23 protein-coding genes and 1 riboswitch are annotated in these 24,402 nt (G+C 61.0%); of the genes, 7 read left to right on the top strand and 16 right to left on the bottom strand.

All coding sequences use genetic code 11. From position 1 onward, the window contains the following. Nucleotides 1–40 precede the first annotated feature (40 nt). Complete coding sequence (gene ltaE, locus BT179_RS23545) at nucleotides 41–1,045, bottom strand: low-specificity L-threonine aldolase (RefSeq protein WP_072432021.1); 1,005 nt, start codon at nucleotides 1,043–1,045, stop codon at nucleotides 41–43. 265 nt (nucleotides 1,046–1,310) lie between these two features. Then, nucleotides 1,311–1,481, top strand: a riboswitch (FMN riboswitch). A gap of 100 nt (nucleotides 1,482–1,581) precedes the next feature. On the opposite strand from ltaE, the gene BT179_RS23550 reads away from it, so the two are divergent. Beyond that, on the top strand, nucleotides 1,582–2,091 hold the full coding sequence (locus tag BT179_RS23550) for a 6,7-dimethyl-8-ribityllumazine synthase (RefSeq protein ID WP_072432020.1): 510 nt from the start codon (nucleotides 1,582–1,584) through the stop codon (nucleotides 2,089–2,091). Between the two features lie 123 nt (nucleotides 2,092–2,214). On the opposite strand, the gene astE is transcribed toward BT179_RS23550, so the two are convergent. The 13 genes from astE to acs form a co-directional block, all read right to left on the bottom strand. After that, nucleotides 2,215–3,222, bottom strand: coding sequence for a succinylglutamate desuccinylase (astE, locus tag BT179_RS23555; protein ID WP_072394878.1), 1,008 nt, complete (start codon nucleotides 3,220–3,222; stop codon nucleotides 2,215–2,217). A gap of 12 nt (nucleotides 3,223–3,234) precedes the next feature. After that, nucleotides 3,235–3,522: a hypothetical protein gene (locus tag BT179_RS23560; protein WP_053147236.1), complete on the bottom strand. Its 288-nt coding sequence runs from the start codon at nucleotides 3,520–3,522 to the stop codon at nucleotides 3,235–3,237. Between the two features lie 70 nt (nucleotides 3,523–3,592). After that, nucleotides 3,593–4,939, bottom strand: coding sequence for an N-succinylarginine dihydrolase (gene astB, locus BT179_RS23565; RefSeq protein WP_072394880.1), 1,347 nt, complete (start codon nucleotides 4,937–4,939; stop codon nucleotides 3,593–3,595). Nucleotides 4,940–5,069: 130 nt separating this feature from the next. Next, entirely contained in the window at nucleotides 5,070–6,539 is a 1,470-nt protein-coding gene (gene astD, locus BT179_RS23570) for a succinylglutamate-semialdehyde dehydrogenase (RefSeq protein WP_165887866.1), read from the bottom strand. Beyond that, on the bottom strand, nucleotides 6,536–7,561 hold the full coding sequence (gene astA, locus BT179_RS23575; protein WP_072394884.1) for an arginine N-succinyltransferase: 1,026 nt from the start codon (nucleotides 7,559–7,561) through the stop codon (nucleotides 6,536–6,538). The genes astD and astA overlap by 4 nt, the downstream gene beginning before the upstream one ends. 43 nt (nucleotides 7,562–7,604) lie before the next feature. Further along, a complete protein-coding gene (gene aruF, locus BT179_RS23580) occupies nucleotides 7,605–8,624 on the bottom strand; it encodes an arginine/ornithine succinyltransferase subunit alpha (protein ID WP_072394886.1) in 1,020 nt (339 codons plus the stop codon). A 216-nt stretch (nucleotides 8,625–8,840) separates the two neighbouring features. Continuing rightward, on the bottom strand, nucleotides 8,841–10,061 hold the full coding sequence (locus BT179_RS23585; RefSeq protein ID WP_072394888.1) for an aspartate aminotransferase family protein: 1,221 nt from the start codon (nucleotides 10,059–10,061) through the stop codon (nucleotides 8,841–8,843). A gap of 334 nt (nucleotides 10,062–10,395) precedes the next feature. After that, a complete protein-coding gene (locus tag BT179_RS23590; RefSeq protein ID WP_072394890.1) occupies nucleotides 10,396–11,376 on the bottom strand; it encodes a GlxA family transcriptional regulator in 981 nt (326 codons plus the stop codon). A 113-nt stretch (nucleotides 11,377–11,489) separates the two neighbouring features. After that, nucleotides 11,490–12,254 (bottom strand): ABC transporter ATP-binding protein, encoded by a 765-nt coding sequence (locus BT179_RS23595; protein WP_072394892.1) that lies wholly within the window; start codon nucleotides 12,252–12,254, stop codon nucleotides 11,490–11,492. 56 nt (nucleotides 12,255–12,310) lie between these two features. Next, nucleotides 12,311–13,009, bottom strand: a complete 699-nt coding sequence (locus BT179_RS23600) for an ABC transporter permease (RefSeq protein WP_072394894.1) — start codon at nucleotides 13,007–13,009, stop codon at nucleotides 12,311–12,313. Then, nucleotides 13,006–13,695 carry an ABC transporter permease gene (locus BT179_RS23605; RefSeq protein ID WP_072394896.1) on the bottom strand — a complete coding sequence of 230 codons (690 nt, stop codon included), beginning with the start codon at nucleotides 13,693–13,695 and terminating at the stop codon, nucleotides 13,006–13,008. The genes BT179_RS23600 and BT179_RS23605 overlap by 4 nt, the downstream gene beginning before the upstream one ends. A gap of 90 nt (nucleotides 13,696–13,785) precedes the next feature. Further along, nucleotides 13,786–14,559 carry an ABC transporter substrate-binding protein gene (locus tag BT179_RS23610; RefSeq protein WP_072394898.1) on the bottom strand — a complete coding sequence of 258 codons (774 nt, stop codon included), beginning with the start codon at nucleotides 14,557–14,559 and terminating at the stop codon, nucleotides 13,786–13,788. Between the two features lie 642 nt (nucleotides 14,560–15,201). Next, nucleotides 15,202–17,157 (bottom strand): acetate--CoA ligase, encoded by a 1,956-nt coding sequence (gene acs / locus BT179_RS23615; protein ID WP_072394900.1) that lies wholly within the window; start codon nucleotides 17,155–17,157, stop codon nucleotides 15,202–15,204. Nucleotides 17,158–17,584: 427 nt separating this feature from the next. Here acs and BT179_RS23620 point away from each other — a divergent pair, with 427 nt between their 5' ends. The 4 genes from BT179_RS23620 to BT179_RS23635 all read left to right on the top strand — a co-directional run bounded on the left by BT179_RS23620 (nucleotide 17,585) and on the right by BT179_RS23635 (nucleotide 21,096). Beyond that, the gene (locus BT179_RS23620; RefSeq protein ID WP_072394902.1) at nucleotides 17,585–17,848 is read left to right on the top strand and encodes a DUF2790 domain-containing protein; all 264 of its coding nucleotides are present in this window, start codon (nucleotides 17,585–17,587) and stop codon (nucleotides 17,846–17,848) included. 31 nt (nucleotides 17,849–17,879) lie between these two features. After that, entirely contained in the window at nucleotides 17,880–18,095 is a 216-nt protein-coding gene (locus BT179_RS23625) for a hypothetical protein (protein ID WP_072394904.1), read from the top strand. 501 nt (nucleotides 18,096–18,596) lie between these two features. Continuing rightward, nucleotides 18,597–19,844, top strand: a complete 1,248-nt coding sequence (locus BT179_RS23630; RefSeq protein ID WP_072394906.1) for a ribonucleotide-diphosphate reductase subunit beta — start codon at nucleotides 18,597–18,599, stop codon at nucleotides 19,842–19,844. Nucleotides 19,845–20,109: 265 nt separating this feature from the next. Beyond that, a complete protein-coding gene (locus BT179_RS23635; protein WP_072432019.1) occupies nucleotides 20,110–21,096 on the top strand; it encodes a hypothetical protein in 987 nt (328 codons plus the stop codon). A gap of 4 nt (nucleotides 21,097–21,100) precedes the next feature. Here BT179_RS23635 and BT179_RS23640 read toward each other — a convergent pair whose 3' ends face one another. Further along, nucleotides 21,101–21,913 carry a sulfite exporter TauE/SafE family protein gene (locus BT179_RS23640; RefSeq protein WP_072432018.1) on the bottom strand — a complete coding sequence of 271 codons (813 nt, stop codon included), beginning with the start codon at nucleotides 21,911–21,913 and terminating at the stop codon, nucleotides 21,101–21,103. 109 nt (nucleotides 21,914–22,022) lie between these two features. On the opposite strand from BT179_RS23640, the gene BT179_RS23645 reads away from it, so the two are divergent. Both BT179_RS23645 and BT179_RS23650 read left to right on the top strand, forming a co-directional pair. Then, a complete protein-coding gene (locus tag BT179_RS23645; protein ID WP_072432017.1) occupies nucleotides 22,023–22,811 on the top strand; it encodes an AraC family transcriptional regulator in 789 nt (262 codons plus the stop codon). Nucleotides 22,812–22,882: 71 nt separating this feature from the next. Continuing rightward, nucleotides 22,883–23,200, top strand: coding sequence for a helix-turn-helix domain-containing protein (locus BT179_RS23650; RefSeq protein WP_072394915.1), 318 nt, complete (start codon nucleotides 22,883–22,885; stop codon nucleotides 23,198–23,200). Between the two features lie 21 nt (nucleotides 23,201–23,221). On the opposite strand, the gene BT179_RS23655 is transcribed toward BT179_RS23650, so the two are convergent. Further along, the gene (locus tag BT179_RS23655) at nucleotides 23,222–24,280 is read right to left on the bottom strand and encodes an MBL fold metallo-hydrolase (RefSeq protein ID WP_072432016.1); all 1,059 of its coding nucleotides are present in this window, start codon (nucleotides 24,278–24,280) and stop codon (nucleotides 23,222–23,224) included. Nucleotides 24,281–24,402 lie beyond the last annotated feature (122 nt).

Consider the following 24,402-nt stretch of genomic DNA (forward strand, 5'->3'; position numbering starts at 1 on the left):
GTTTATGCGATAGAAACCTTCAATTACGTCGCCTGGCTGCTCAGCGGCGGGAAAAATCGACGAAAGTGGCGATCACCTGATCGATTTGCCCGGCGTTGACGTCCAGATGCGTCACCATCCGCAAGCGTGGCGCGGCACTGAGCCGGATGCCACGCTCGGCGGCAAACGCCTTGATGGCCTCGGCCCGCTCGCCCATTTGCACGTACACCATGTTGGTCTGCACAGGCTCGACCTCGTAACCCGCCGCCCGCAACCCGTCGGCCAGCCGCTGGGCATTGGCGTGGTCCTCGGCCAGGCGCTGGACGTGGTGGTCCAACGCATACAGCCCCGCCGCCGCGAGAATGCCGGCCTGACGCATGCCACCACCGACCATCTTGCGCAGGCGTCGAGCCTTGTCGATCAGTTCGATGCTGCCACACAGCACCGAGCCGACAGGCGCGCCGAGGCCTTTGGACAGGCACACCGAGACGGAGTCGAAATATTGGGTGATTTCCCGGGCATCGACCTCCAGCTTCACCGCAGCGTTGTACAGTCGCGCGCCATCCAGGTGCAGGGCCAGGCCATGGTCCTGGGTGAAGCGGCGGGCGCGGGCCAGGTACTCCAGCGGCAGCACCTTGCCTTGCATGGTGTTTTCCAGGGCCAGCAGGCGAGTACGGGCAAAATGAAAATCATCGGGCTTGATCGCCGCGGCGACCTGCGCCAGGTCCAGGGAACCATCCGCCTGCACTTCGAGCGGCTGTGGCTGGATCGAACCGAGCACCGCCGCACCACCACCTTCGTATTTATAGGTATGGGCCTGCTGGCCGACGATGTATTCGTCGCCACGTTCGCAATGGGCCATCAGGCCCAGCAGGTTGCTCATGGTGCCACTGGGTACGAACAGCGCCGCGGCGAACCCCAGGCGTGCGGCCAGTTCGGCTTCAAGACGGTTGACGGTCGGGTCTTCGCCATACACATCGTCGCCGGTGGGCGCAGTGGCCATGGCATCCAGCATGGCGGCGGAAGGTTGAGTGACCGTGTCGCTGCGAAGATCAATAACGCTCATGAATCTGGCCTCGAGTTCAGATGGGGGAATTCCCTGTCGAAGGGCAATTACTGCGGGCATGGCGGGGAATAATCAAGGCTGGCCGCAGGAAAACACCCTCCTGTAAATGAAGATTAATCAAAACATTTGTGGGAGCGAGCTAGCTCGCGATGGCGACAGTGCATCCAGCATCAACGCAAGCCGAACCACCACTATCGCGAGCAAGCTCGCCCCCACAGTAGGTTATGTGTTAAAAATCCGCCGCTGCCCCAAACCATGGCGGCAAAAACGTTCTCAGGGCGGGGTGCAATTCCCCACCGGCGGTAATTGCACGCAAGGTGCATAGCCCGCGAGCGCTTGGCGATGCACGGTTTTTCACGCGGTGCAGCGGCAAGGTCAGCAGACCCGGTGTGATTCCGGGGCCGACGGTCATAGTCCGGATGAAGAGAGAACGGGATTGTTACCCAAGGGCCGCCTGCGCCTGTCTGCGCGCGGCGCACCCTCGAATCCCCTTCGATTCATGACGCCCTGTTTTTCACACAAACAGGAACCAGAACATGCAACCCACTGCAATCGATAGCAAGACCAAACTCAATCCGGGCGAGCGCGTCGCGTTCATCCAGGCCTGCTGGCACAAGGAAATCGTCGACCAGAGCCGCAAGGGGTTCCTTGCCGAGATGATCAATCAGGGTTATCAGGAGAGCGACATCGACTTTTTCGAAGTCGGTGGCGCCTTCGAAATCCCGTTGCATGCCAAGCTGCTGGCCAGGACAGGCCGCTACGCCGGGATCGTCGCCGCAGGTCTGGTAGTGGATGGCGGCATCTACCGCCACGAGTTCGTCGCGCAATCGGTCATCAGCGGCCTGATGCAGGTCCAACTGGATACCGAAGTACCGGTGTTCTCGGTGGTGCTCACGCCACATCACTTCCATGCCGGGGAAGAGCACCAGAAGTTCTTTTTCGAGCATTTCGTGCACAAGGGCCAGGAAGCGGCGAAGACCTGCGCCGACACCCTGCACAAGACCCGGGTGCTGCGCCGCAGTGAGCAACGGGCGGTAGCGAGCTAACAGCCACTCAACAACCTGTGGGAGCGAGTTTGCTCGCGATGACGGAGTATCAGTCACCTTCAACATTGACTGGCACACCGTTATCGCGAGCAAGCTCGCTCCCACAATGGTTTGGCGTGGGTTTCAGATCAGGTTTTCGTCAGTCGCCGGCACGATCAGGATACCGGCCCGCAAGCCATTCTTGACCTTTGGGTTCGGGAAAATGATCCGGGCCCCCTCCTCTTCGATCACCCAGCGGGTCTGGGCAATGTCCTCGGCCAGCACATAGCCCTTTTCCAGTTCAGAAAAGTTCTCGATATCCGCTGGCAGGTTCAGGCGGAAGCTGTCGCTGTGCTTGATGACCTCCCGCGCCACGCTGAACAGCTGGAGGCCGTCCAGCCCTTCATCCAGTTCAGGCTCGTTGCCTTCGATGATCTGCTTCAGGCGGATTTCCAGGAGGCTGACATCGACGCCTTCGTTCTGTCCGAACGGACGGGCCTTGCCCAGCTCCAGGGTAAAGGACTCCGCACCAAGCTGATCGTAGGTGTAGGCGCTGAACACGATGGATGGCTTGTTCTGCAGCAGCACCGCCTCCATGCCGGCAGCACGCAGGCGCGCCAGTTCACGCCGGGAGTGCTGACGGCCTTCTTTCCATGGATACAGGGCGAATTGCTCGATCTTCGAGCCACGGATGGCCGTGTGCAGATCGTAATGCAGGCGAGCGCGCTCCGGCCGACTGAAGAAACTGGCGGCCAGCCGCTCCAGCTCGCAGGCACGCAAGGCTTCGGGACCGCCGCTCAACTCATGACGACCATTGAACAGCCGGTTGACGTCCTGTTCGACGAAACGCTCGCCGCGCCGGATGGCCTCGGGATTGCCGAACAGAAACAGAATGCGGGCCCGCGGCTTTATATCGCCGCGGGCGATATCGTGCAGCAGGCGGTCGAGCAATTCGATCGGGGCGGTTTCGTTGCCATGGATACCGGCCGATAGCAGCAGGTCCAGGCCGTTGTCCCGGGCTTCGGGCGGCTTGACCTCCAGCGCGCCCTCGCTCAACCAGCGCATCCGCACGCCTTCGACAGTCAGTTGAGTCTTCTCCGCCGGTTCACGGCCAGCGAGGGTCAGTTCAAGCAGTTTGCCGAGGGCGAGCATAGCGCGGGTTCCTTAATGGTCGTGGCCGCAATCCGGGCCATGGACATGGTCATCGTCGCCGAGGTCGGCCGGTTCCATTTCCAGTTGCAGGCTGACCAGGTTGGTTGCCAATGGGCGCAGCAGCAGGTTGGCGTACTCCTCATCCCCCTCCTCCACGTCCACGCCGATCAGCAACTGACCGCGGCCATCCTGCTGGATCCACAACTCCTTGCCCTGCCACATCACCGCGACGCGGGTGCAGGAGGTCTGCAGTTGGGTGCCATCGGTGTCTTCAAGAATCAGTTGCAGGGAATCGCTCATGTCTTTTACGTTCTCGTCCGGGGGTAAGGCCACGCGCCCTGTGTTGACTGTAGTCAGGTCGCGCGCGCTTTCAATTGATCTGGAATGGATAGACCGAGCCCAGTTTAAGGATTTGCGTCAATTCATCCAGTGCCGACCGGCATTCGAGCAGCAATTGCGGATCGGCCAGATCGTTTTCGGTCATGCGGTCGCGGTAATGCCGCTCGACCCACTGGGTCAGCGAATCGTACAACGACGCGGTCATGATAACCCCTGGGTTGACCGCCGCCAGTTCGGTTTCGTTGAGCGCCACGCGCAACCTCAGGCAAGCTGGGCCACCACCGTTCTGCATGCTCTGCTTGAGGTCGAAGACCTTCACTTCGCGGATGATCCCGCCAGAGCTCGTCAGGCCTTGCAGGTATTGCCAGACGCGGGCGTTGCTGCGGCACTCCTCCGGCACGATCAAGAGCATCGAGCCATCGGGACGCGACAGCAGCTGGCTATTGAACAGGTAGGAACGAACCGCATCATCCACGGTGACCGCAGAACGCGGTACGCACACCGATTGAAATTTCCCACCGACCCTGGCGAGCTTGCCACTCAACTCCGCCAGCATGCTTTCGGTCTCGAGGAAGGCGTCCTCGTGATAGAACAGCACTTCGCCGTTACCCACTGCGATCACATCGTTATGGAACACGCCCTGGTCAATCACGGACGGATTCTGCTGGGCATACACCACGCCTTCCTCCCGCAGGCCATGCAGGCGGGCAACGGCGCGGGACGCCTCGAGGGTCTGGCGCGCCGGATACTTCTGTGGCGCCGGATAACGCGCGTCGAAGGCGCTACGACCGAACACGAAGAACTCGACACCGGTCTCGCCGTAGGTCCGGCAGAAACGGGTGTGGTTGGCCGCACCCTCGTCGCCGAACTGCGCCACCGCCGGCAACGCGGCGTGATGAGCGAAGTGCTGCTGATCGGCAAACATCGCCCCCAGCACCCGACTGGTGGTGGGATGCTCGATGCTGCGGTGGTATTTGCAGTTGAGGTTGGCCGCGGTGAAGTGCACACGACCGTCAGCGGTGTCGGCGCTCGGGCTGACGGTGGCGGCGTTGGCCACCCACATGCTGGAGGCCGAGCAACTGGCAACCAGCAACGGCATCGCTTCCTTCGCCGCCTGCTGGATGACCTGGGCATCGCTGCCGGCAAAGCCCAACCGGCGCAGGGCCGCCACGTCGGGGCGCTCCTGCGGCGCCAGCACGCCCTGCTGGAAGCCCATGTCCATCAGCGCTTTCATTTTCGCCAGACCTTGCAACGCCGCTTCCTTGGGGTTCGAGGATTGCTGGCTGTTGCTCTGGGACGCGACATTGCCGTACGAGAGCCCGCCGTAGTTATGGGTCGGCCCCACTAGACCGTCAAAGTTGACTTCAAAGGATTTCATCAGCGAGGCTCCACGAGAATCTGTTTTTATAGGCATCAAATAACAACTGCGGCGCGGCTATCGCGAGCAAGCTCGCTCCCACAGGGTCTTGCACTGTCCTTGTGGGAGCGAGCTTGCTCGCGATCGAGGTTCACGCCATTCGCACGCCAGGGGTCAGGGCAGCCGGCATGACAAGGCTTGGCGTCTCCAGGGACGCCACTGGATACGCGCAATAATCGGCCGCGTAATAAGCGCTGGCGCGATGGTTGCCCGAGGCGCCGACACCGCCGAACGGCGCGCTGCTGGCCGCACCGGTCAGTTGCTTGTTCCAGTTGACGATGCCCGCGCGGCTTTGCAGCCAGAACTGCTGGTAGCGCTCCTGGGAATCCGACAGCAGGCCAGCGGCCAGACCATATTGAGTATTGTTGGCCTCGGCGATGGCCGCTGGGAAATCCACGTAGCGAATCACTTGCAGCAACGGCCCGAACAGTTCTTCGTCGGGACGCTCGGCCACCGCGGTCACGTCGAGGATCCCAGGCGTCAGCAGTGCAGCCTGGGGCAATGGCTGGGTCATGGCCAGCAACGGCACGGCCCCAAGACCCAACAGATGGTTCTGGGCATCCATCAATGCTTTCGCCGCGCCCAGGGAAATCACCGAACCCATGAACGGCGCTGGCTGCTGGTCGAATGCCCCCACTTCCAGGGTCGCGCTGACCGCCACCAGGCGCGCCAGCAAGGCATCGCCCCAGGCGCCTTCCGGCACCAACAGACGGCGGGCGCAAGTGCAGCGCTGGCCCGCGGAAATGAATGCCGACTGGATGATGGTGTAGACGGCCGCATCCACGTCGGCCACTTCGTCTACCACCAGCGGATTGTTACCGCCCATTTCCAGGGCCAGGATCTTGTCCGGGCGACCGGAGAACTGTTGATGCAACAGGTTGCCGGTCCGACTGGAGCCGGTGAAGAACAGGCCGTCGATGCCCGGGTTCGCCGCCAGGGCGATGCCGGTTTCCCGGGCGCCTTGCAGCAGATTGAGCACACCCGCCGGCAGACCGGCCTCGACCCAGCACTGGACCGTCAGCTCGGCGACTTTCGGCGTCAGCTCGCTCGGCTTGAACAGTACGCAGTTGCCGGCCAGCAGCGCCGGCACGATATGACCGTTCGGCAAGTGGCCCGGGAAGTTATACGGACCGAACACCGCCACCACGCCGTGGGGCTTGTGGCGCAGCACGGCGGTGGCATCGCCCAGGGGGCCGCTCTTTTCGCCGGTCCGCTCCCGGTAGCTCTGAACCGAGATGGCGACCTTGTTGATCATGCTGGTGACTTCGGTGGCCGCTTCCCACAATGGCTTACCGGTTTCCTCACCGATGCAGCGGGCCAGCTCGTCTGCGCGACGCTTCAGGGCGGCGGCAAAGGCTTCCAGCACCTGGATCCGCTCCTCCAGCGGGCGCCGGGCCCAGTCCGGGAACGCCTGGCGCGCCGCCTGCGCCGCCGACTCCACTTGAGCCGCCGTGGCGCCCTTGCCCGACCACAGCACTTGCTGGGTAACCGGGTTCAACGACTCGAACGCGTCGCCCTGGCCTTCCAGCCAGCTTCCCGCAATGTACAGCGAATTCATTATTTCGACTCCCGAGCAGCAGACAACGCGACGGCGCGAACCTGATCGCCAGCGTTGAGTTGAAGACGTTTGGCGGTCAGCGGATCGACCACCAGGGTCCCCGAGGCGAAACGCGCCGGGGCGGCCGTGATACGGCAATCCAGGCATTTGCGGTTATGGATGAGGAACGGCGTGGCGTCGTCTCCCGGCGTGCCGATCGCCAGGACCAGCGCCTGGCTTTCGCGGATTGCGCGGATCTTGCCGGTTTCGCACTCCACGGCCGGGCCGGCGTCGAAGATATCGACGTAGCCCTGGTAGCTGAACCCTTCGCTCTTGAGCATCGACAACGCAGGCTCGGTGTCCGGATGGACCTGGCCGATGACGGCCCGGGCATCTTCGGACAGGAAGCAGGTGTACAGCGGGAACTTGGGCATCAGTTCGGCGATGAACGCCTTGTTGCCCACGCCGGTCAGGTAATCGGCCTGGCTGAATTCCATCTTGAAGAAATGCCGGCCCAGGCTTTCCCAGAATGGCGAACGCCCGGTTTCATCGGACATGCCCCGCATTTCGGCGATGATCTTGTTGCCGAACAGCTTCGGGAACTCGGCGATGAACAACAACCGGGCCTTGGCCAGCATGCGTCCGTTGAGGCCATTGCGGTAATCGGCGTGCAGGAACAGCGAGCACAGCTCGGAGTTGCCGGTCAGGTCGTTGGCCAGGAACAGCGTCGGGATTTCCCGGTAGATGTTCAACTCCTGGGATGCGCTGACCGTCAGGCCGACGCGGAAGTTGTACCAGGGCTCCCGCAGCCCCACGGCACCGGCGATGGCGGAAATGCCCACCACCCGGCCATCGTCGTCTTCGAGCACGAACAGGTAATCCGCATCGCCACGCCCGGCTTCGCCGCGAAAGGTCTTCTCCGCCCAGCCGACCCGATGGGCCAGGCGCTCTTCATTGGCCGGCAGGGTGGTCAGGCCGGTGCCGGTGCTGCGGGCCAGGGCGATCAGGGCGGGTAAATCGCTGCTGCGTACGGGACGAACGATCATGCTATCTCCTCAAACGGGCTGCTCACGCACCCCGCGAAACTCATTAAACCGCCACCAGGCGCACGCTGGCGCCTTCGCCGACGCCCAGGGCCTCGGCTGCTTCCATGTCCAGGGTCACCGGCTTGCCCGGCGCATAGTCGAGCTCGAGCAACACGGCGCGGTAATCCTGCAACTGGGCGTTGGCCACCAGGTATTGGCGACCGGCTCCCTTGACGGCTTCGCCGATCCTCACCGGCACCACGCGGCTCTGGGCAATCGAGCGAATCCCCGAAACCCGGGCGTGCAGCGTCGGGCCGCCGTCGAAGATGTCGATGTAATGATCGGTCTCGAAGCCTTCGCGCATCAGGATGTCGAAGGTGATCTGCGCACGCGGGTGGACCTGGCCCATGGCCTCCTGCGCCGCGTCCGGCAGCAACGGCACGTAGATCGGGTAATGGGGCATCAGCTCGGCAAGGAAAGTGCGACTTTTCAGCCCGCACAAGCGCTCGGCGGCGGCGTAATTGAGGTCGAAGAAGTTGCGACCGATGGCGTCCCAGAACGGCGAGTCGCCATTTTCATCGCTGTAGCCGACGATCTCGGTCACCACCGAATCGGCGAAGCGCTCCGGATGGCTGGCGACGAACAGCAGGCGTCCACGGGAATTGAGCTCGGCCCAGGGCGACCCCACCAGCTCCGGAATCACGTAGAAACTGGTCAACAGGCTGTTGCCCGTCAGGTCGTGGCACTGGGAAAGGACATGGATCTTGTTATGGATCTTCAACTCACGGGACGCGTGGACGAAGGTCTCGTTGCGAAAGCTGTAGAACGGTTCGGAATAACCGGCCGACGCCACGATGGCCGAACAGCCCGCCAGCTTGCCGGTGGCAGTGTCTTCCAGGACGAAGAAATAGCTTTCCTCGCCGTTGAAGCTGACTTCGGCGGCAAACGAGGCTTCGCTCGCGGCAATCTTGTCGCTCAGGCGTTCCACGTCATCGGGCAGGGAAGTGACACCGATCGGACTGTCCGCAGCCAGACGCTGTACCTCGCCCAGGTCAGCCATTTGCGCGGGGCGCATCACCAGCATGGTGTCACTCCTTAACTTGAAATAAACGGTTCGACCGGGAGGTCGAGATTCGGAGAAAAAATACCGGGCTCACTGCCTGCCTGGAGGCCACCACCACACCCTGTGGGCGCGAGCTTGCTCGCGATGGCGGTGGCACATCCAACCTTGACGCAAGCCGAATCACCGCTTTCGCGAGCAGGCTCGCTCCCACAGTAGCCCCGGTTCAATTGAAATGAATCAGGCCTGGGTCAACTTCGCCACGGCCCGTTCGAAACGGTCCAGACCTGCGTCGATGTCGGCATCTTCCACCACCAGGCTCGGGGCGAAACGGACCACGTCCGGGCCAGCCTGCAGAATCATCAGGCCTTCCTGTTCGGCAGCGTTGAAGATGTCCTTGGCCTTGCCTTTCCAGGCATCGTTCAACACACAGCCGAGCAGCAAGCCGAGGCCACGCACCTGGGTGAAGAGGCCGTACTTCTCGCCGATCTGCTCCAGGCGAGCCTTGAACTTGTGGTGCTTGGCCTTGACGCCGCCCAGCACCTCAGGGGTGTTGACCACATCGATCACCGCCTCGGCCACCGCACATGCCAGTGGGTTGCCGCCGTAGGTGGTGCCATGGGTGCCGACCACCAGGTGCTTGGCCAGCGCCTCGGTGGTGAGCATCGCCGCGATCGGGAAACCACCGCCCAGGCTCTTGGCACTGGTGAGGATGTCCGGGACCACGCCGTAATGCATGTAGGCGAACAGCTCGCCGCTGCGACCCATGCCGGTCTGCACTTCGTCGAATACCAGCAGCGCGTCATGGGCGTCGCACAGGTCGCGAGCGCCTTGCAGATAAGCCACTTCAGCCGGCAATACGCCGCCCTCGCCCTGGATCGGCTCCAGCACCACGGCACAGGTCTTGTCCGAAATGGCTGCCTTCAGCGCTGCCAGGTCGTTGTAGGGCACGTGGGTGATGCCGGCGATCTTGGGACCGAAACCATCGGAGTACTTCGCCTGTCCGCCAACGTTGACGGTGAACAGGGTGCGACCGTGGAAGCTGTTGAGCGCGGCGATGATTTCGTATTTCTCGCTACCGAAACGATCGAACCCGACTCGACGGGCCAGCTTGAAGGCGGCCTCGTTGGCTTCGGCACCGGAGTTGCAGAAGAATGCCCGCTCGGCAAAGGTCGCGTTGACCAGCTTATGGGCCAGGCGCAGCGCCGGCTCGTTGGTAAAAACGTTGGACACGTGCCACAACTTGTTGGCCTGCTCGGTCAATGCGCCGACCAGCGCGGGATGGGCATGCCCCAGCACATTGACCGCGATGCCGCCGGCGAAATCGATCAACTCGCGACCGGACTGGTCCCACACGCGGGAACCGGCGCCACGCACAGGTATGAAGGCAGCAGGTGCATAGTTGGGGACCATCACCTGGTCGAAATCGGCGCGTTGTACCGCGGCTTGCTCAACGGACATCGGAGTCTCCTGAAGAGGAACACTCGCCTGGAACTGGCGAGTGATGGGGGGATTGTAAGGACAGTTTTCGGCCTGACCTTGTCGCCAAGCGACAACTTCTTATAGCGCCAACCCACGTTTTGCGCGGGTTTACGGCAATGCGACAAATAGCGTCGCAAAGGCGCAGTTTAAACGTTGGCGCAGGCTTTGAGGCAGAGACACTCACATTTCCCTTGCTTGCTGGAATGCCCTCGCCACAGGGTGTCGTGTCAGCCACAGATGCTGTACCAGCCCTGGCCACAGGATGGTGTGCCAGCCCCCAACCACAGATGCTGTAGCAGTTGGTGTGCCAGCCCTAGCCGCGCTCGGAGGGCACCGAAGACAGCTCGAACGGATTGCTGCTGCGCCGCTGGTTACGATCTTCCCGCGGCGTGGCACCGAAGAAGTTGCGATAGGCGCTGGAGAAATGCGGCCCCGAGGAAAAACCGCAGGACAAGCCGATCTGGATGATGGATTTGCTGGTCTGCATCAGCATCTGCCGGGCCTTGTTCAGGCGCAGCTCCAGGTAATACTGACTCGGCACGCGATTGAGGTATTGCTTGAAGATCCGCTCCAGTTGCCGGCGGGATACGCAGACATGCTGGGCGATTTCGTCGGTGGTCAACGGCTCTTCGATATTGGCTTCCATCAGCAGCACGGCCTGGGTGAGCTTCGGATGGCTGGAGCCGAGGCGGTTCTGCAACGGGATGCGCTGACGCTCGCCACCTTCGCGAATACGCTCGACCACCAGTTCTTCCGACACCGCGCCAGAGAGCTCGGCACCGTGATCCCGGGCCAGCACCGCCAGCAACAGGTCGAGCACCGACATGCCGCCACACGCGGTCAGTCGGTCGCGATCCCAGTCGAACAGGTGACTGGTGGCGATGACCTTGGGGAAACGCTCGGAAAAATCGTCCTGCCAGCGCCAATGCACCGCTGCACGATAACCGTCGAGCAGACCCAACTGGGCCAGGGGATAAACGCCAGCGGACAACCCGCCGATCACGCAGCCGGCACGCACCAATTGCTTGAGGGCGCTGCTCAGGTTCGAGGCCAGTGCGGTCGGCGGCTCATCGGCCAGCAGGAAAAGCTTCTGCAGGCCTTCAAGCTTGCCCGCCCAGGGTTCACCCGGCAATTGCCACGTGCCCTCCACCGGCGGCTCGGCCTGCAGGAACGAGAGTTCGTAGGCCACCTCCGGATGCACCCGCTGAGCAACACGCAAGGCCTCCTCCGCCAGCGCCAGCGTCAGGGCTTTAGTGCTGGGCCAAATCAGGAAACCAATTCGATGGGCAGTCATGTCGGGCAATCCGAAGCGAAAACAGTGTTAAAGCCAAAAGCGGCTGCAACCAAATTAGACCATCTGGCACTTGGTGCTCAGCATGACCCAAATCAGCGGCGTAACGGGAGCGATTACTTGAGGCTGCCCGAAAGAAATTGTTGCAGGCGCTCCGATTGCGGGTTGACCAGCACTTCCCGTGGGTTGCCGCTTTCTTCGACGATCCCCTTGTGCAGGAACACCAGCTGGTTCGACACCTCACGGGCGAAACCCATCTCATGGGTCACCACCACCATGGTCCGACCCTCCAGGGCCAGGGCCTGCATCACCTTGAGCACGTCGCCCACCAGTTCCGGGTCGAGGGCCGAGGTCGGCTCGTCGAACAGCATGACTTCCGGCTCCATCGCCAACGCGCGGGCGATCGCCACGCGCTGCTGCTCGCCGCCGGACATGTGGCCCGGATAGGCGTCCTTGCGATGGGCCACGCCGACCTTGTTCAGGTAATGCTCGGCTTTCTCCCGGGCCTCGGCCTTGGGCACGCCCAGCACATGCACGGGTGCCTCGATGATGTTTTCCAGCGCAGTCATATGGGACCACAGGTTGAAATGCTGGAACACCATCGACAACCGCGAACGCATGCGTTGCAGCTGCTTGGGGTCAGCGGCCTTCAAGGCGCCATCCTTGCCAGCTACCAGCTTCAGCTCTTCGTTGTTGAGCAGGATCTTGCCGGCGTGAGGCTGCTCGAGCAGGTTGATGCAACGCAGGAATGTACTCTTGCCGGAGCCACTGGAGCCGATGATGCTGATGACATCCCCGGCGGCGGCCTTCAGGGACACGCCCTTGAGCACTTCGTGACTGCCATAGCGTTTATGCAGGTCTTGGACTTCAAGCTTGTACATGCGGTCGGTTCTCACAAAACGTCAGTCGTTGAGCAGTCGAGCGGGTCGATGCGTTATCAGTGCTTGCGCGGGGCCAGGTAACTCAGCCAGCGACGCTCGGCCAGCTTGAACAGGCGCACCAGGATGAAGGTCAGGCACAGGTAGAAGGCACCGGCCGTGATGTAAGCCTCGAAGGGCAGGTAATACTGGGCGTTCACCGTGCGCGCGGCGCCGGTGATGTCGATCAGGGTCACGATGGACGCCAGGCTGGTGGTCTGCAGCATCATGATCACCTCGTTGCTGTATTGCGGCAGCGCCCGACGCAGGGCCGACGGCAGCAGGATCCGGCGATACAGTTTGTAGCGTGACATGCCCATGGCCTTGGCCGCTTCGATCTCGCCGTTGGGCGTGGCCCGCAGGCTGCCGGCGATGATCTCGGCGGTGTAGGCACTGGTATTGATGGCGAATGCCAGGCATGCACAGAAGGTCGCACTGGACAGCCACGGCCAGAGGAAGCTTTCGCGTACGATCTCGAACTGCGCCAGCCCGTAGTAGATCAGGAACAGCTGCACCAGCATCGGGGTGCCGCGAATCACATAGGTGTAGAGCCAGGCCGTCATATTGACGATGGGCTGCTTGGACACCCGCATCAGCCCCAGGGGCAACGCCGCCAGCAGGCCGAAGAACAACGACAGGGCCAGCAGCTTGAGCGTGGTCAGCAGGCCACTGAAGTACAGCGGCAAGGCATCGAAGATGACGTTGTAATCGAAGATCATAGATCAGCCGCCCTTACGCCTACCGAGTAGCGCTTCTCGAGGTGACGCAATGCCAGCAACGAGACACTGGTGATCACCAGATACATCGCCGCCACTGCCAGGAAGAAGGTAAAAGGCTCGCGAGTGGCATCCGCCGCCTGCTTGGCCTTGAACATCATGTCTTGCAGGCCCACCACCGAGATCAGTGCGGTAGCCTTGGTCAACACCAGCCAATTGTTGGTGAAGCCCGGAATCGCCAGGCGAATCATCTGCGGCACCAGCACCCGGAAAAACACCTGGACGCCGCTCATGCCATACGCCATGCCCGCCTCGGCCTGGCCCTTGGGAATCGCCATGAACGCACCACGAAAGGTTTCCGACAGGTACGCACCGAAGATGAAGCCCAGGGTGCCGATGCCGGCCGCCAGCGGGTTCAGGTCGATGTAGTCGTCATACCCGAGCAGCGGCGCGACACGGTTGAGCAGATCCTGGCCACCGTAGAAGATCAGCAGGATCAGCACCAGGTCGGGGATACCCCGGATGACCGTGGAATACAGGTCGCCCAGCCAAGCCAGCCAGCGCACCGGCGAGAGCCGCAACGCGACGCCGATCAGCCCCAGGACGATGGCCAGAGCCATGGACGACAAGGCGAGCTGAAGCGTCAACCATGCGCCATCGAGGATGACAGCCCCGTAGCCTTTCAACATGATTCAGGTCCTCGAAAGTGGGATGAAAAAATGGCGCAAACCGCAGGGAGCCTGTTGCTTGCGCCATTTCGCCCGAGTAGCGGGACGGTATTACTTGCCGTAGATGTCGAAGGCGAAGTACTTGTCCTGGATTTGCTTGTACTTGCCATTTTCGCGAATGGCAGCGATCGCGCCATTGATCTTGTCTTTCAGCGCATCACCCTTGCGAACCGCGATGCCGATACCGTCGCCGAAGTATTTCTCGTCGGTGAAGGCCGGGCCCACGAAGGCGAACCCCTTGCCGGCGTCGGTCTTGAGGAAACCGTCATCCAGCAGGGTGGCATCGGCCACGGTACCGTCGAGACGACCTGCGGAAACATCCAGGTAGATCTCGTTCTGCGAGCCGTACGGCTTGATCTCGGCACCCAGCGGGGCCAGGACTTCGCGAGCGAAACGCTCGTGGATCGAGCCGCGCTGCACGCCAATGTTCTTGCCCTTGAGCTCGGCCAGGCTTTCGCTGACCTGGGTACCGGACTTCATCACCAGGCGAGCCGGAGTGTTGTAGTACTTGTTGGTGAAGTCGACGGACTTCTTGCGATCTTCAGTGATGGACATGGAGGACAGGATCGCGTCGATCTTGCGCACCTTCAAGGCGGGAATCAGGCCATCGAACTCCTGCTCGACCCACACACACTTGACCTTCATCTCTTCGCACAGCGCATTGCCGATGTCGTAGTCGAAACCGACGATGCTGCCGTCCGGGGCTTTCGAGGCGAACGGAGGATAAGCCGCCTCGATACCGATCTTCAGCGGTTTCTCATCGGCGAACGACGACAGGGACAGCACGGACAGTGCCAGGGCGCCAAGCAGCACAAGTTTCTTCATCTTGGGACTCCATCGGTAAAGGGCAAAACGGCAGAGTGAGCAACAGCCCAATATGCGAATGGGTAAAACGAACTCAGGTGCTGCGTCCTAGGAAGCCCACGTTTTATTCAACGCAGGCCACGACGAGCGAGTGATCGGCATTCTAACGACAGGTCGGAAGCCGATATTTCTTCAATGCGACAACAAATTACAGAAGCACCGAGAAAGCTGTTTGAGCACATTGACAGCTCCGCAAATTCATGCAAGAGCAAAAGAAGGGGAACCGATCCATGCTGCAAATTGCGGGCCCATTATTGGCAAACCCTTCTAATCCGGCAAGCACAGCGTGTCGCCTTATTTTACAAGACGCCCGAAGCCGCCCTATGACGGGGCTTCACGTTTCACATCGCCCCGTTGTGGCGCCTTTGGTTACACATTTCAAAACACCGGTAACGCTCAGACACCTCCTGCTTCAAACGCCGATATTTATTCATTCGCCGAACCTGTGGCGAGGGAGCTTGCTCCTGCGGGCTGCGAAGCAGCCCCAAAGCCAGGCACCGCAGTCACTCGAACACCTGACCTGTGGCGAGGGCGCGCGCCAGCCCCACGAAAAAGCCCCGCTCGGCAAAACCGGGCGGGGCTTTTCGGTGTTACGGATTACCGTCAGGCGACGTTCATGGTCTTGTGGGTCTCGATCAGGTGCGCCACTACGCTCGGATCGGCCAGGGTGGAGATATCACCCAGGCTGTCGTATTCGGCCGTAGCGATCTTGCGCAGGATACGGCGCATGATCTTGCCCGAACGGGTTTTCGGCAGCCCCGGCGCCCACTGGATTACATCCGGCGACGCAATCGGGCCGATCTCCTTGCGCACCCAGTTCTTCAGTTCCAGGCGCAGGGCCTCGCTGGTTTCCTCGCCGGCATTCAGGGTGACGTAGACATAGATGCCCTGCCCCTTGATGTCGTGCGGCACACCGACCACCGCCGCTTCGGCGACTTTCGGGTGGGCGACCATGGCGCTTTCGATCTCGGCGGTGCCCATGCGGTGGCCGGATACGTTGAGCACGTCGTCCACCCGACCGGTGATCCAGTAGTACCCATCCTCATCACGACGCGCACCGTCACCGGTGAAGTACATGCCGCTGAAGGTCTTGAAGTAGGTATCGACGAAACGGTCATGGTCGCCGTACAGCGTCCGCGCCTGGCCTGGCCACGAATCGAGGATCACCAGGTTGCCTTCGGCGGCGCCTTCGATCAGGTTGCCGAGGTTGTCCACCAACGCCGGTACCACGCCGAAGAATGGCCGCGTGGCCGAACCCGGCTTCAAGGCTGTGGCACCTGGCAACGGGCTGATCAGCACGCCACCGGTTTCGGTCTGCCACCAGGTGTCGACGATCGGGCAACGCTCCTTGCCCACGTTCTTGTAGTACCAGTCCCAGGCTTCCGGGTTGATCGGCTCGCCCACCGACCCCAACAGGCGCAGGCTGCTGCCATCGGCACCGTCGACAGCGGCGGTACCCGAAGCCATCATCGCGCGGATGGCGGTCGGCGCGGTGTAGAGGATATTGACCTTGTGCTTGTCGATGACCTGCGCGACGCGGGTGATGTCCGGATAGTTCGGCACGCCTTCGAACAGCAAGGTGGTCGCGCCATTGGCCAGCGGGCCATAGACGATGTAGCTGTGGCCGGTGACCCAGCCGACGTCGGCGGTGCACCAGTAGATCTCGCCCGGCTTGTAGTCGAACACGCGCTCGTGGGTCAGGGCCGCATACAGCAAGTAGCCGGCGGTGGTGTGCTGCACCCCCTTGGGCTTGCCGGTGGAACCGGAGGTATAGAGGATGAACAGCGCCTCTTCGGCACCCATCTCCTTCGGCGCGCAAACGGTACCCGCCACCTTCATCAAGTCTTCGTACCAGATGTCGCGGTGCTGGTTCCACTTGATGTTGCCAGCGGTGCGCTTGCACACGATGACTTTCTGGATGCTGCTGGTTTCCGGGTTGGTCAGCGCATCGTCGACGTTGGCCTTGAGGGGGATCTTCTTGCCGGCACGAATGCCTTCGTCGGCGGTGATCACCACTTTGGACCTGCAGTCGATGATCCGGCCGGCCAGCGCCTCGGGGGAGAAGCCACCGAACACCACCGAGTGGATCGCGCCGATCCGGGCACAGGCCAGCATGGCGACCACGGCCTCGGGAATCATCGGCATGTAGATCGTCACTACGTCGCCGCGGTGCACGTCCTGGCCACGCAGCGCGTTGGCGAACTTGCACACTTCTTCATGCAGCTCGCGATAAGTGATCTTGCGGCTCTCGGCAGGGTCGTCGCCCTCCCAGATGATCGCCACCTGGTCACCGCGCTCGGCCAGATGGCGGTCGAGGCAGTTGTAGGACACGTTCAGGGTGCCATCGGCGAACCACTTGATGTCGACGTGGTGATCGTCGAAGGATGTCTGCTTCACCGTGGTGAACGGCTTGATCCAGTCGAGGCGCTTGGCCTGCTCGCGCCAGAAACCATCCGGGTTGACCACCGACTGCTGGTACATGGCCTTGTAGGTCGCCTCGTCAGTCAGCGTACTGGCCGCTACCTCGGGACGAACGGGATACAGGGAAGCCGCACTCATCTTTCTTACCTCGGTGACAATAGTTGTTTTTGTATGGGTCCGTTGTAGCTCGGCGCGGGCCTATGGAACCATTCGACGATGGTAGTAACAAGTCCCTACAAAGTGTCGGTAATCCCTCCCGAGGCCCGTTTTCAGAGCACTTCCCTATGACAACGGGCGTGCTCGCCACAGCGTCGGTGATCCAGACCATTGGCCGCAGACAGCGCCCCGTTCCCGGCGATTATTACCAAATCAACCAAAAGTGTTTATCAAAACCCGGTCTGTTTGCGTCCGGCCCGGCTCCCTAGAATCCATCTCGCCAACCGGCAAACACGATTAACGCAACACAGCCCCCACGAAGGCCGTTAATCCAACTTCCAAAGCCAGCTCCACACGCAACCCCAAAAAGGTTGCGTGAACCCACTCGACCTCAAGAAAGGTGAATCAGATGAAAGCTCTATGGGTCCTGGTCCTCGGCAGTCTTTGCGCCAGCGCAATGGCAGACGAGGTCCCGACCGATGTCGCACAGCAACAACCGGCCATCGAGGAGTACACCTACTCCACCCACCTGGACATCGCCAAAGTCATTTACATGAGCGAGATTCCGAACGTCTGCGAAGTGGTCCCGGCGAAGATGGAATACGAAGATTCGAAGGGCCAGCTCCACATCCTTCGCTACAGCATCATGGGCAACGGTTGCTCCAACGGCTGACCGACGTGTGAACGAACCAGGAGCAACCACCATGAAAAGCAAACTGTTCTGCGCCTTGACCCTGTCCGTACTGGCCAGCCATGGCTTCGCCGCCGACGGCTTCGATCACACCGGTTCCGCCGTCGCTATCGATCGCTACAACCTCTCGAACAGCGCCACGGTCGCCACCAATGCCAACGACCACACCGCTTCGACGAGCGTCGCTGCCGATGGCAGCGACCGCACCGATTCGGCGCGCATCGATTGATCATTATTGGCAGTTTCCAAGGCCCGACTCCGGTCGGGCCGGGTTGTGTCTGGGACCGCCGAAAACCCTCGACAAACACAACATGTAGTGCAAAACCGCAAAAATAGATCGTTTTTTGATCAAAACCTCTCGCCATTCGACCCATGCAAAAAAAATCTTCAGTGGTCCTTTCCTGACGCAAGCCTTGTAAACTCTCGCTCCGACGCGGATATGCCACCCCGCCACCTCCTCCGTGGGCGATTTCGCCGCACCACGTAGGCAAAAAAGTCCTTATAATGCCGCCTTAAACGGGCCTGCAATATTCCCTTACAGGGGATCAAGCCAGCCTGAAGCCTACGCAAAGGCACATTGCCTCTTCGCGTTCACAGCCGCTTCGGCATGACCCGTACATTTTTCTGTTTATTGCCTGCGTCAGCTGCTGCAACAAACGATTTTCCAAGATCCACCGCGGCCAGTAGGCCTTCACCGGGCATCTGGCCCTCACGCAGGAGACGACACGTCATGCTGAGCTGGGACGAATTCGACAAAGAAGACGGCGAAGTTGCTGTAAAAAGCACCAACGCCGGCCACGCTTCTGAAGCCAACATGGACCGCCTCGACAGTGCCGGCGGTGCCGCCGCACTGGAAGCGCGCGCCGTGACGGCCAGCGACTCGGCGGCGATCATTCGCGCCAAGGCCGCCCTCGACAAACTCGACATCGCCGAAGGCCTCGCCGAACTTGAAGGCGCCTCCGCCCGCGTCGCCGTCGATGAAAAGCGCATGATCAACTGCCGCGCCGACCTCAACCAGCTCGTGCCTTTCAAGTACGACTGGGCCTGGCAGAAGTACCTGGACGGTTGCGCAAACCACTGGATGCCGCAAGAAGTCAACATGACCGCCGACATCGCCCTCTGGAAAAACCCGGAAGGCCTGACCGACGACGAACGCCGCATCGTGATGCGCAACCTGGGCTTCTTCTCCACCGCCGACTCCCTGGTGGCCAACAACCTGGTCCTGGCCGTGTATCGCCTGATCACCAACCCGGAATGCCGCCAGTACATCCTGCGCCAGGCGTTCGAAGAGGCGATCCACACCCACGCCTACCAGTACTGCATCGAATCGCTGGCCATGGATGAAGGCGAGATCTTCAACATGTACCACGAGATCCCATCGGTGGCGAAAAAAGCCGCCTGGGGCCTGAAATACACCCGCTCCATCTCCGACCCGACGTTCCAGACCGGCACCCCGGAAACCGACAAGGAGCTGCTGCGCAACCTGATCGCCTACTACTGCGTCCTGGAAGGCATCTTCTTCTACTGCGGCTTCACCCAGATCCTCTCCATGGGCCGGCGCAACAAAATGACCGGCGTCGCCGAGCAGTTCCAATACATCCTGCGCGACGAATCCATGCACCTGAACTTCGGCATCGACGTGATCAACCAGATCAAGATCGAAAACCCGCACCTGTGGGATGCCGAGATGAAGGAAGAAGCGACCCAGATGATCCTGCAGGGTACGCAGCTGGAGATCGAATACGCCCGCGACACCATGCCTCGCGGCGTGTTGGGCATGAACGCGGCGATGATGGAAGACTATCTGAAGTTCATCGCCAACCGTCGCCTGTCGCAGATTGGTCTGAAAGAAGAGTATCCAGGCACGACTAACCCGTTCCCTTGGATGAGCGAGATCATGGACTTGAAGAAAGAGAAGAATTTCTTTGAGACTCGGGTGATTGAATACCAAACCGGCGGCGCGCTTAGCTGGGACTGAGTTCTCTCACGACAAAACAAAGGGCTGCCATTAGGCAGCCCTTTTTCATTGGGTCAGAAAGCACCGTTGGATGTAGGCGCGTGAAGGACTTCTTGCACCTGGCATCGGGATTGCTCCGCAAGCCAGCGAAAGCACAGTCTCTCGCCACAGGTTGCCAGGCGAGTCGGGGGACACCGGCTTACTGCCGTGTTTGCAAAACAATCAGTGCATCTCACCCCACCACTCGCTATTAATATCCTTTTGTTCTCAAGGACCCGAGCCCGTCATGAAATTCGACCTCGCCTACTGCCTCAGCCTCGACGACAAGTTATCGATCTATGACGTGCGCGATTTGAATTTCGACGAGACCATGGACTTCGACTCCGCCAAGGAGCATTTCCAGTGCCCCAACGATGTTTGTCGAATAGCGTTCGACGCGACGAATGTATTGGGGACATTCAATGCCAAGAACGTGAACTATGTACGCACGCCGCACTTCAAGAACATCCCCAGTACGCGACATATCGAGGGTTGCCCCTATGCCAGTCTAAAGACCCCGGCGTCTGGCCTGGAGGCGGATGGTGAGGAATCGGATGACGCTCGGGAAGAGCATTTTCCTTCGGAGCTATTGCTGGCTCGGCGCGAGTATGTGCGCAAGCCGTCCAGCCCGACGGTGACGACCGATGGAATACGCGAAGAACGCGCGCCTTCCCTCGCCAGTGATGGCGAGCACCCGGGCCGCGGTTCGGCACCGGACAGGACCCATGTCTTCGCTCATCCGGTGGAGTGTTTCGTATCGAACTTCGCGGACAAGGCGTTGCTCAAGCGCATGCCCCTGAAGATCGGCGAGCATACGGCACCCTACGCCTCGTTCTTCAAGAAGATCGAGTACCTGCTGGACAACAGGGGATTGATCTACTGGGGCAGGATCAAGGAGATCAAGGACTACACGCAGAGTTTTCGCATCGACTTCGAACAGAAGGTCTGGTTCAAGCAACCGGATGAGACAAAGAAGAAGCCTTACTCGGTCAATGTCTACCTGAGCAAGAAACTGATCGACAACTACCGCAAGCGCAAAGCGTTCCTGGAAGAAATCAAGCACGCCGTGGACAGCGACGCGCCGTTGTACTGCTTCTTTTATGGGGTGACGCCGGAGTTGAAACAGGTGCCGAGCAAGAAAAACCCCGACCAGACGTTCGGAGTATTCAGCGCCAATATCGAGAACCTGGATCACTTCATCATCCGGGAAGCACCGGGGCTGGCCGACCAATAACCCCCTACCCCGACAACATTGCGCCCATCACCATCATCAGCAGCCCGACATATACCCGCGCATGCAGTCGATCCGGTATCCGCCCGACCCATGGCATTGCCAGGCGGATGCCCAGTACCGCACCGAGCGTGAGTACAGCGAACGCCAGCAGGTCCACATATCCGACGAACCACGGCCCGAGGTCAGCTCCGGTGAGGCCGGCCAAAGCCCTGTAGGTAACGGTACCAGCCAAAGCGACAGGCAAGCTCAGTGGATTTGCCATCGATGTAGCCTGGGACATGCTCAAGCCACACCGGCGAAGCAGCGGCACAGTCATGACACTGCCACCGACACCCAGGAACGTGGCGATGATTCCGACAGCAGTACCTCCCAACGTCGTCTCCAGTGTCGACAGGGAGCGAGGGACGACGTCGCTCTGGCGTGTAAGAAAACCTCGCCGTAGCAAGCAATCCAGAATGGTCAGGGCCAGGTAGGCGCTGAAGACGTAGCGAATGATTTCGCCGCTCATCCAGGTGGCAGTCATCGCACCGAGGGCCGCGCCCAGGGCGATGAAGGCACCGAACGGCCACAGGTAATGAGCAAGCAACTGACCGGCGCGTTGGTGTTTTCGGGTCGCGACCAGAGCGTTGACGATCATGGCGCAGGTGGAGGTCGCCACGGCGATGTGCATCGCCGACTCACCGATGGCGTCATTAGCGTGACGTGCCATCAGCAAGCGGTAGATCAGCGGTACGACGACAAAGCCGCCGCCAAACCCGAACAGCACGGCGGTCACGCCGCTCAGGCAGCCGAAACAGGCGAGCAATAGGTAGGACATCAGAGAAATCCACTGCCGGAGAAAGGTGTCGACGATAGGTAAACGAGACATGGCCCGCTGTAGCAAACTGGCCAATAATCTTTGCGTTTACGCCAAAACGAGGCTTTCGATGCGCAATGGTTCGATCGATGTATTGGATGCGACGCCCCGGGCTGTGGTCGCCATCGGCACCGACTATCCCCATGGATACCTGTTGCCGCTACACCGCCATCGCCGTGCGCAGTTGCTCTACGGTGCAACAGGGGTGATGAAGGTCAGCACACAGGACGGTAACTGGGTGGTGCCGCCGCAACAGGCGGTATGGATTCCGCCAGGGGTCGCCCATGAAGTGTTGATGCTGGGCGTCAGCACGCGCAGCCTGTACCTTGAACCAGCTGTCATCACAGGCATGGACAGCCGTTGCCAGGTCATCGGCGTGTCGCCCCTGATGCGCCAGCTTCTGATAGAGGCCGTGGAGCTTGTACCGAACTACGACGAAGCCGGACGCGATGGTGCGCTGGTCCAACTGCTCTTGCATGAGCTGCTGCGCAGCGCCCCTTTGCCATTGCACCTTCCATTGCCCAAGGAGCCCCGCTTGCTGGGCCTGTGCCAGATCTTCCTGGCAAAACCCGACGCCCATGCGTCGCCTGTGCAATGGGCCGCGCAGTTGCACGTCAGCCTGCGATCGTTCAATCGCCTGTTCAGGCAGCATACCTCGCTGAGTTTCAGCCAATGGCGACAACAGGCCTGCGTCCTGTCGGCATTGTCTCGATTGGCTGTAGGAGATTCAGTGACCAGGATTGCCCTTGATCTGGGCTATGACAGTCCCGCGGCGTTCTCCACGATGTTTCGAAGGATCCTGGGCCAGGCCCCGAGCGCCTGGCTGGAGAAAACCACCGGTCATCCATCAAAAAAATGAGATTGATCCGGGCTCAAAACAACTGTACAAAAACACAGTATTTTTTGAACCCACCGCTTTGGAGAACCCCCATGGCCTCTCTCGCAATCAAAACCACCCTGGAACGCATCGCTGTCTACCAGTTCACCCCCGCCCACAGTGCCCAGGCCCGAGCCATGCTGGGCTGGAGTGTCGAGGAATTGTCCCGCCAGTCCGGTGTTTCAGTCCCGGCCATACGGCGCTTCGAAGCCGGCGGGGAGTTGCGCGACGTGACGCGCCTGGCCCTGGCCTTTCGACTGGAAGCCGAGGGCCTGGTGTTCTTCCCTGGCTTCGCACCGGGGCGCGGCATGAACATCAAGGGCGCCACGCCGGATCCCATGGAGCGGGCCGATTACGCGATGATCGAATGACCCTGCGGGTGTGACACGGTATCAGGCCATACCGGTCTGGTTCTGGTAGGCCGACGCCTCCACATCCAGCCACCAGGCCCGGCCACGTTGCGGTTGCGTAAGGCTGAAGGCTTCGCCCATCCGCGGCGTGGTGATGAGAACGTTACGCTCCCAGGCCAGGGCCAGGATTCGGTCGAAGGGTTCGTACCAGGCATGCATCGACAGGTCGAACGTCCCGTTATGGATCGGCAGCAGCCAACGGCCCCTGAGATCGATATGCGCCTGGAGGGTCTGTTCGGGCTGCATGTGGATCAGGGGCCATTCGACGTTGTAGGCACCGGTTTCCATCAGGGTCAGGTCAAAGGGGCCGTAGCGATTGCCGATGCGTTTGAAGCCATCGAAATAACCGGTATCGCCGCTGAAGAAAATCCGGGTGTCACCGTCGATCATCACCCACGAGGCCCACAACGTGCTGTTGCCGTCGAACAGGCCCCGACCGGAAAAATGCTGGGAGGGGGTGGCGATGAACTCGATACCGTCCACCTCGGTGCCCTGCCACCAGTCCAGCTGACGCACCTTGCTGGCGTCGACGCCCCATTTGACCAGGGTATCGCCCACTCCAAGTGGCGTCAGGAAATGCTCGGTCCTGTCGGCAAGCTGGATGATGGCCTGGTGATCGAGATGGTCGTAATGATCGTGGGAAAGAATCACCGCCTCGATGGGCGGCAGCTCTTCCAGGCTGATGGGCGGTTGGTGAAAGCGTTTAGGGCCGGCCCACTGCACCGGGGAGGCACGCTCGGAAAAAACCGGGTCGGTCAGCCAGAATTTGTCCCGAAGCTTGAGCAGTACGGTGGAATGGCCCAGGCGAAAGACACTGCCATTGGGCGCCGCCAGCAGCTCGGCACGGGTCAACGGCCGGACCGGGACGGCGCCCTTAGGGCGGGTGTCGCGGGGCTTGTGGAAGACCATGTTCCACAGAATGCGCAAGGCCTTGCCGACCCCTTCCCGAGGCGTCGAGGCGTGGTTGCGATACTTTCCTTGCTCCCGTCGAGACGCGGGATGAATAGATGAGCTGTCGGACGAAATAGAGGGATGGGTCATGATGCGATAACTCCAAGGGCGTCACTGGCATTGCGCTTCGCCGTTGTTGAACGCTAAATGGCCGTTGCATGCACGCTCAGCCGTTCGCTTGATGGTAAAACTACACCGACCGGTGTAGGTTG

This window comes from Pseudomonas sp. NFACC43, from assembly GCF_900119645.1.
Classification (GTDB): Bacteria; Pseudomonadota; Gammaproteobacteria; order Pseudomonadales; family Pseudomonadaceae; genus Aquipseudomonas.

Bases quoted from the DNA above. Each gene is read 5' to 3' on its own strand.
- ltaE (WP_072432021.1), bottom strand. From the start codon at position 1,045: ATGAGCGTTATTGATCTTCGCAGCGACACGGTCACTCAACCTTCCGCC.
- BT179_RS23550 (WP_072432020.1), top strand. From the start codon at position 1,582: ATGCAACCCACTGCAATCGATAGCAAGACCAAACTCAATCCGGGCGAG.
- astE (WP_072394878.1), bottom strand. From the start codon at position 3,222: ATGCTCGCCCTCGGCAAACTGCTTGAACTGACCCTCGCTGGCCGTGAA.
- BT179_RS23560 (WP_053147236.1), bottom strand. From the start codon at position 3,522: ATGAGCGATTCCCTGCAACTGATTCTTGAAGACACCGATGGCACCCAA.
- astB (WP_072394880.1), bottom strand. From the start codon at position 4,939: ATGAAATCCTTTGAAGTCAACTTTGACGGTCTAGTGGGGCCGACCCAT.
- astA (WP_072394884.1), bottom strand. From the start codon at position 7,561: ATGATCGTTCGTCCCGTACGCAGCAGCGATTTACCCGCCCTGATCGCC.
- aruF (WP_072394886.1), bottom strand. From the start codon at position 8,624: ATGCTGGTGATGCGCCCCGCGCAAATGGCTGACCTGGGCGAGGTACAG.
- BT179_RS23585 (WP_072394888.1), bottom strand. From the start codon at position 10,061: ATGTCCGTTGAGCAAGCCGCGGTACAACGCGCCGATTTCGACCAGGTG.
- BT179_RS23590 (WP_072394890.1), bottom strand. From the start codon at position 11,376: ATGACTGCCCATCGAATTGGTTTCCTGATTTGGCCCAGCACTAAAGCC.
- BT179_RS23595 (WP_072394892.1), bottom strand. From the start codon at position 12,254: ATGTACAAGCTTGAAGTCCAAGACCTGCATAAACGCTATGGCAGTCAC.
- BT179_RS23600 (WP_072394894.1), bottom strand. From the start codon at position 13,009: ATGATCTTCGATTACAACGTCATCTTCGATGCCTTGCCGCTGTACTTC.
- BT179_RS23605 (WP_072394896.1), bottom strand. From the start codon at position 13,695: ATGTTGAAAGGCTACGGGGCTGTCATCCTCGATGGCGCATGGTTGACG.
- BT179_RS23610 (WP_072394898.1), bottom strand. From the start codon at position 14,559: ATGAAGAAACTTGTGCTGCTTGGCGCCCTGGCACTGTCCGTGCTGTCC.
- acs (WP_072394900.1), bottom strand. From the start codon at position 17,157: ATGAGTGCGGCTTCCCTGTATCCCGTTCGTCCCGAGGTAGCGGCCAGT.
- BT179_RS23620 (WP_072394902.1), top strand. From the start codon at position 17,585: ATGAAAGCTCTATGGGTCCTGGTCCTCGGCAGTCTTTGCGCCAGCGCA.
- BT179_RS23625 (WP_072394904.1), top strand. From the start codon at position 17,880: ATGAAAAGCAAACTGTTCTGCGCCTTGACCCTGTCCGTACTGGCCAGC.
- BT179_RS23630 (WP_072394906.1), top strand. From the start codon at position 18,597: ATGCTGAGCTGGGACGAATTCGACAAAGAAGACGGCGAAGTTGCTGTA.
- BT179_RS23635 (WP_072432019.1), top strand. From the start codon at position 20,110: ATGAAATTCGACCTCGCCTACTGCCTCAGCCTCGACGACAAGTTATCG.
- BT179_RS23640 (WP_072432018.1), bottom strand. From the start codon at position 21,913: ATGTCCTACCTATTGCTCGCCTGTTTCGGCTGCCTGAGCGGCGTGACC.
- BT179_RS23645 (WP_072432017.1), top strand. From the start codon at position 22,023: ATGCGCAATGGTTCGATCGATGTATTGGATGCGACGCCCCGGGCTGTG.
- BT179_RS23650 (WP_072394915.1), top strand. From the start codon at position 22,883: ATGGCCTCTCTCGCAATCAAAACCACCCTGGAACGCATCGCTGTCTAC.
- BT179_RS23655 (WP_072432016.1), bottom strand. From the start codon at position 24,280: ATGACCCATCCCTCTATTTCGTCCGACAGCTCATCTATTCATCCCGCG.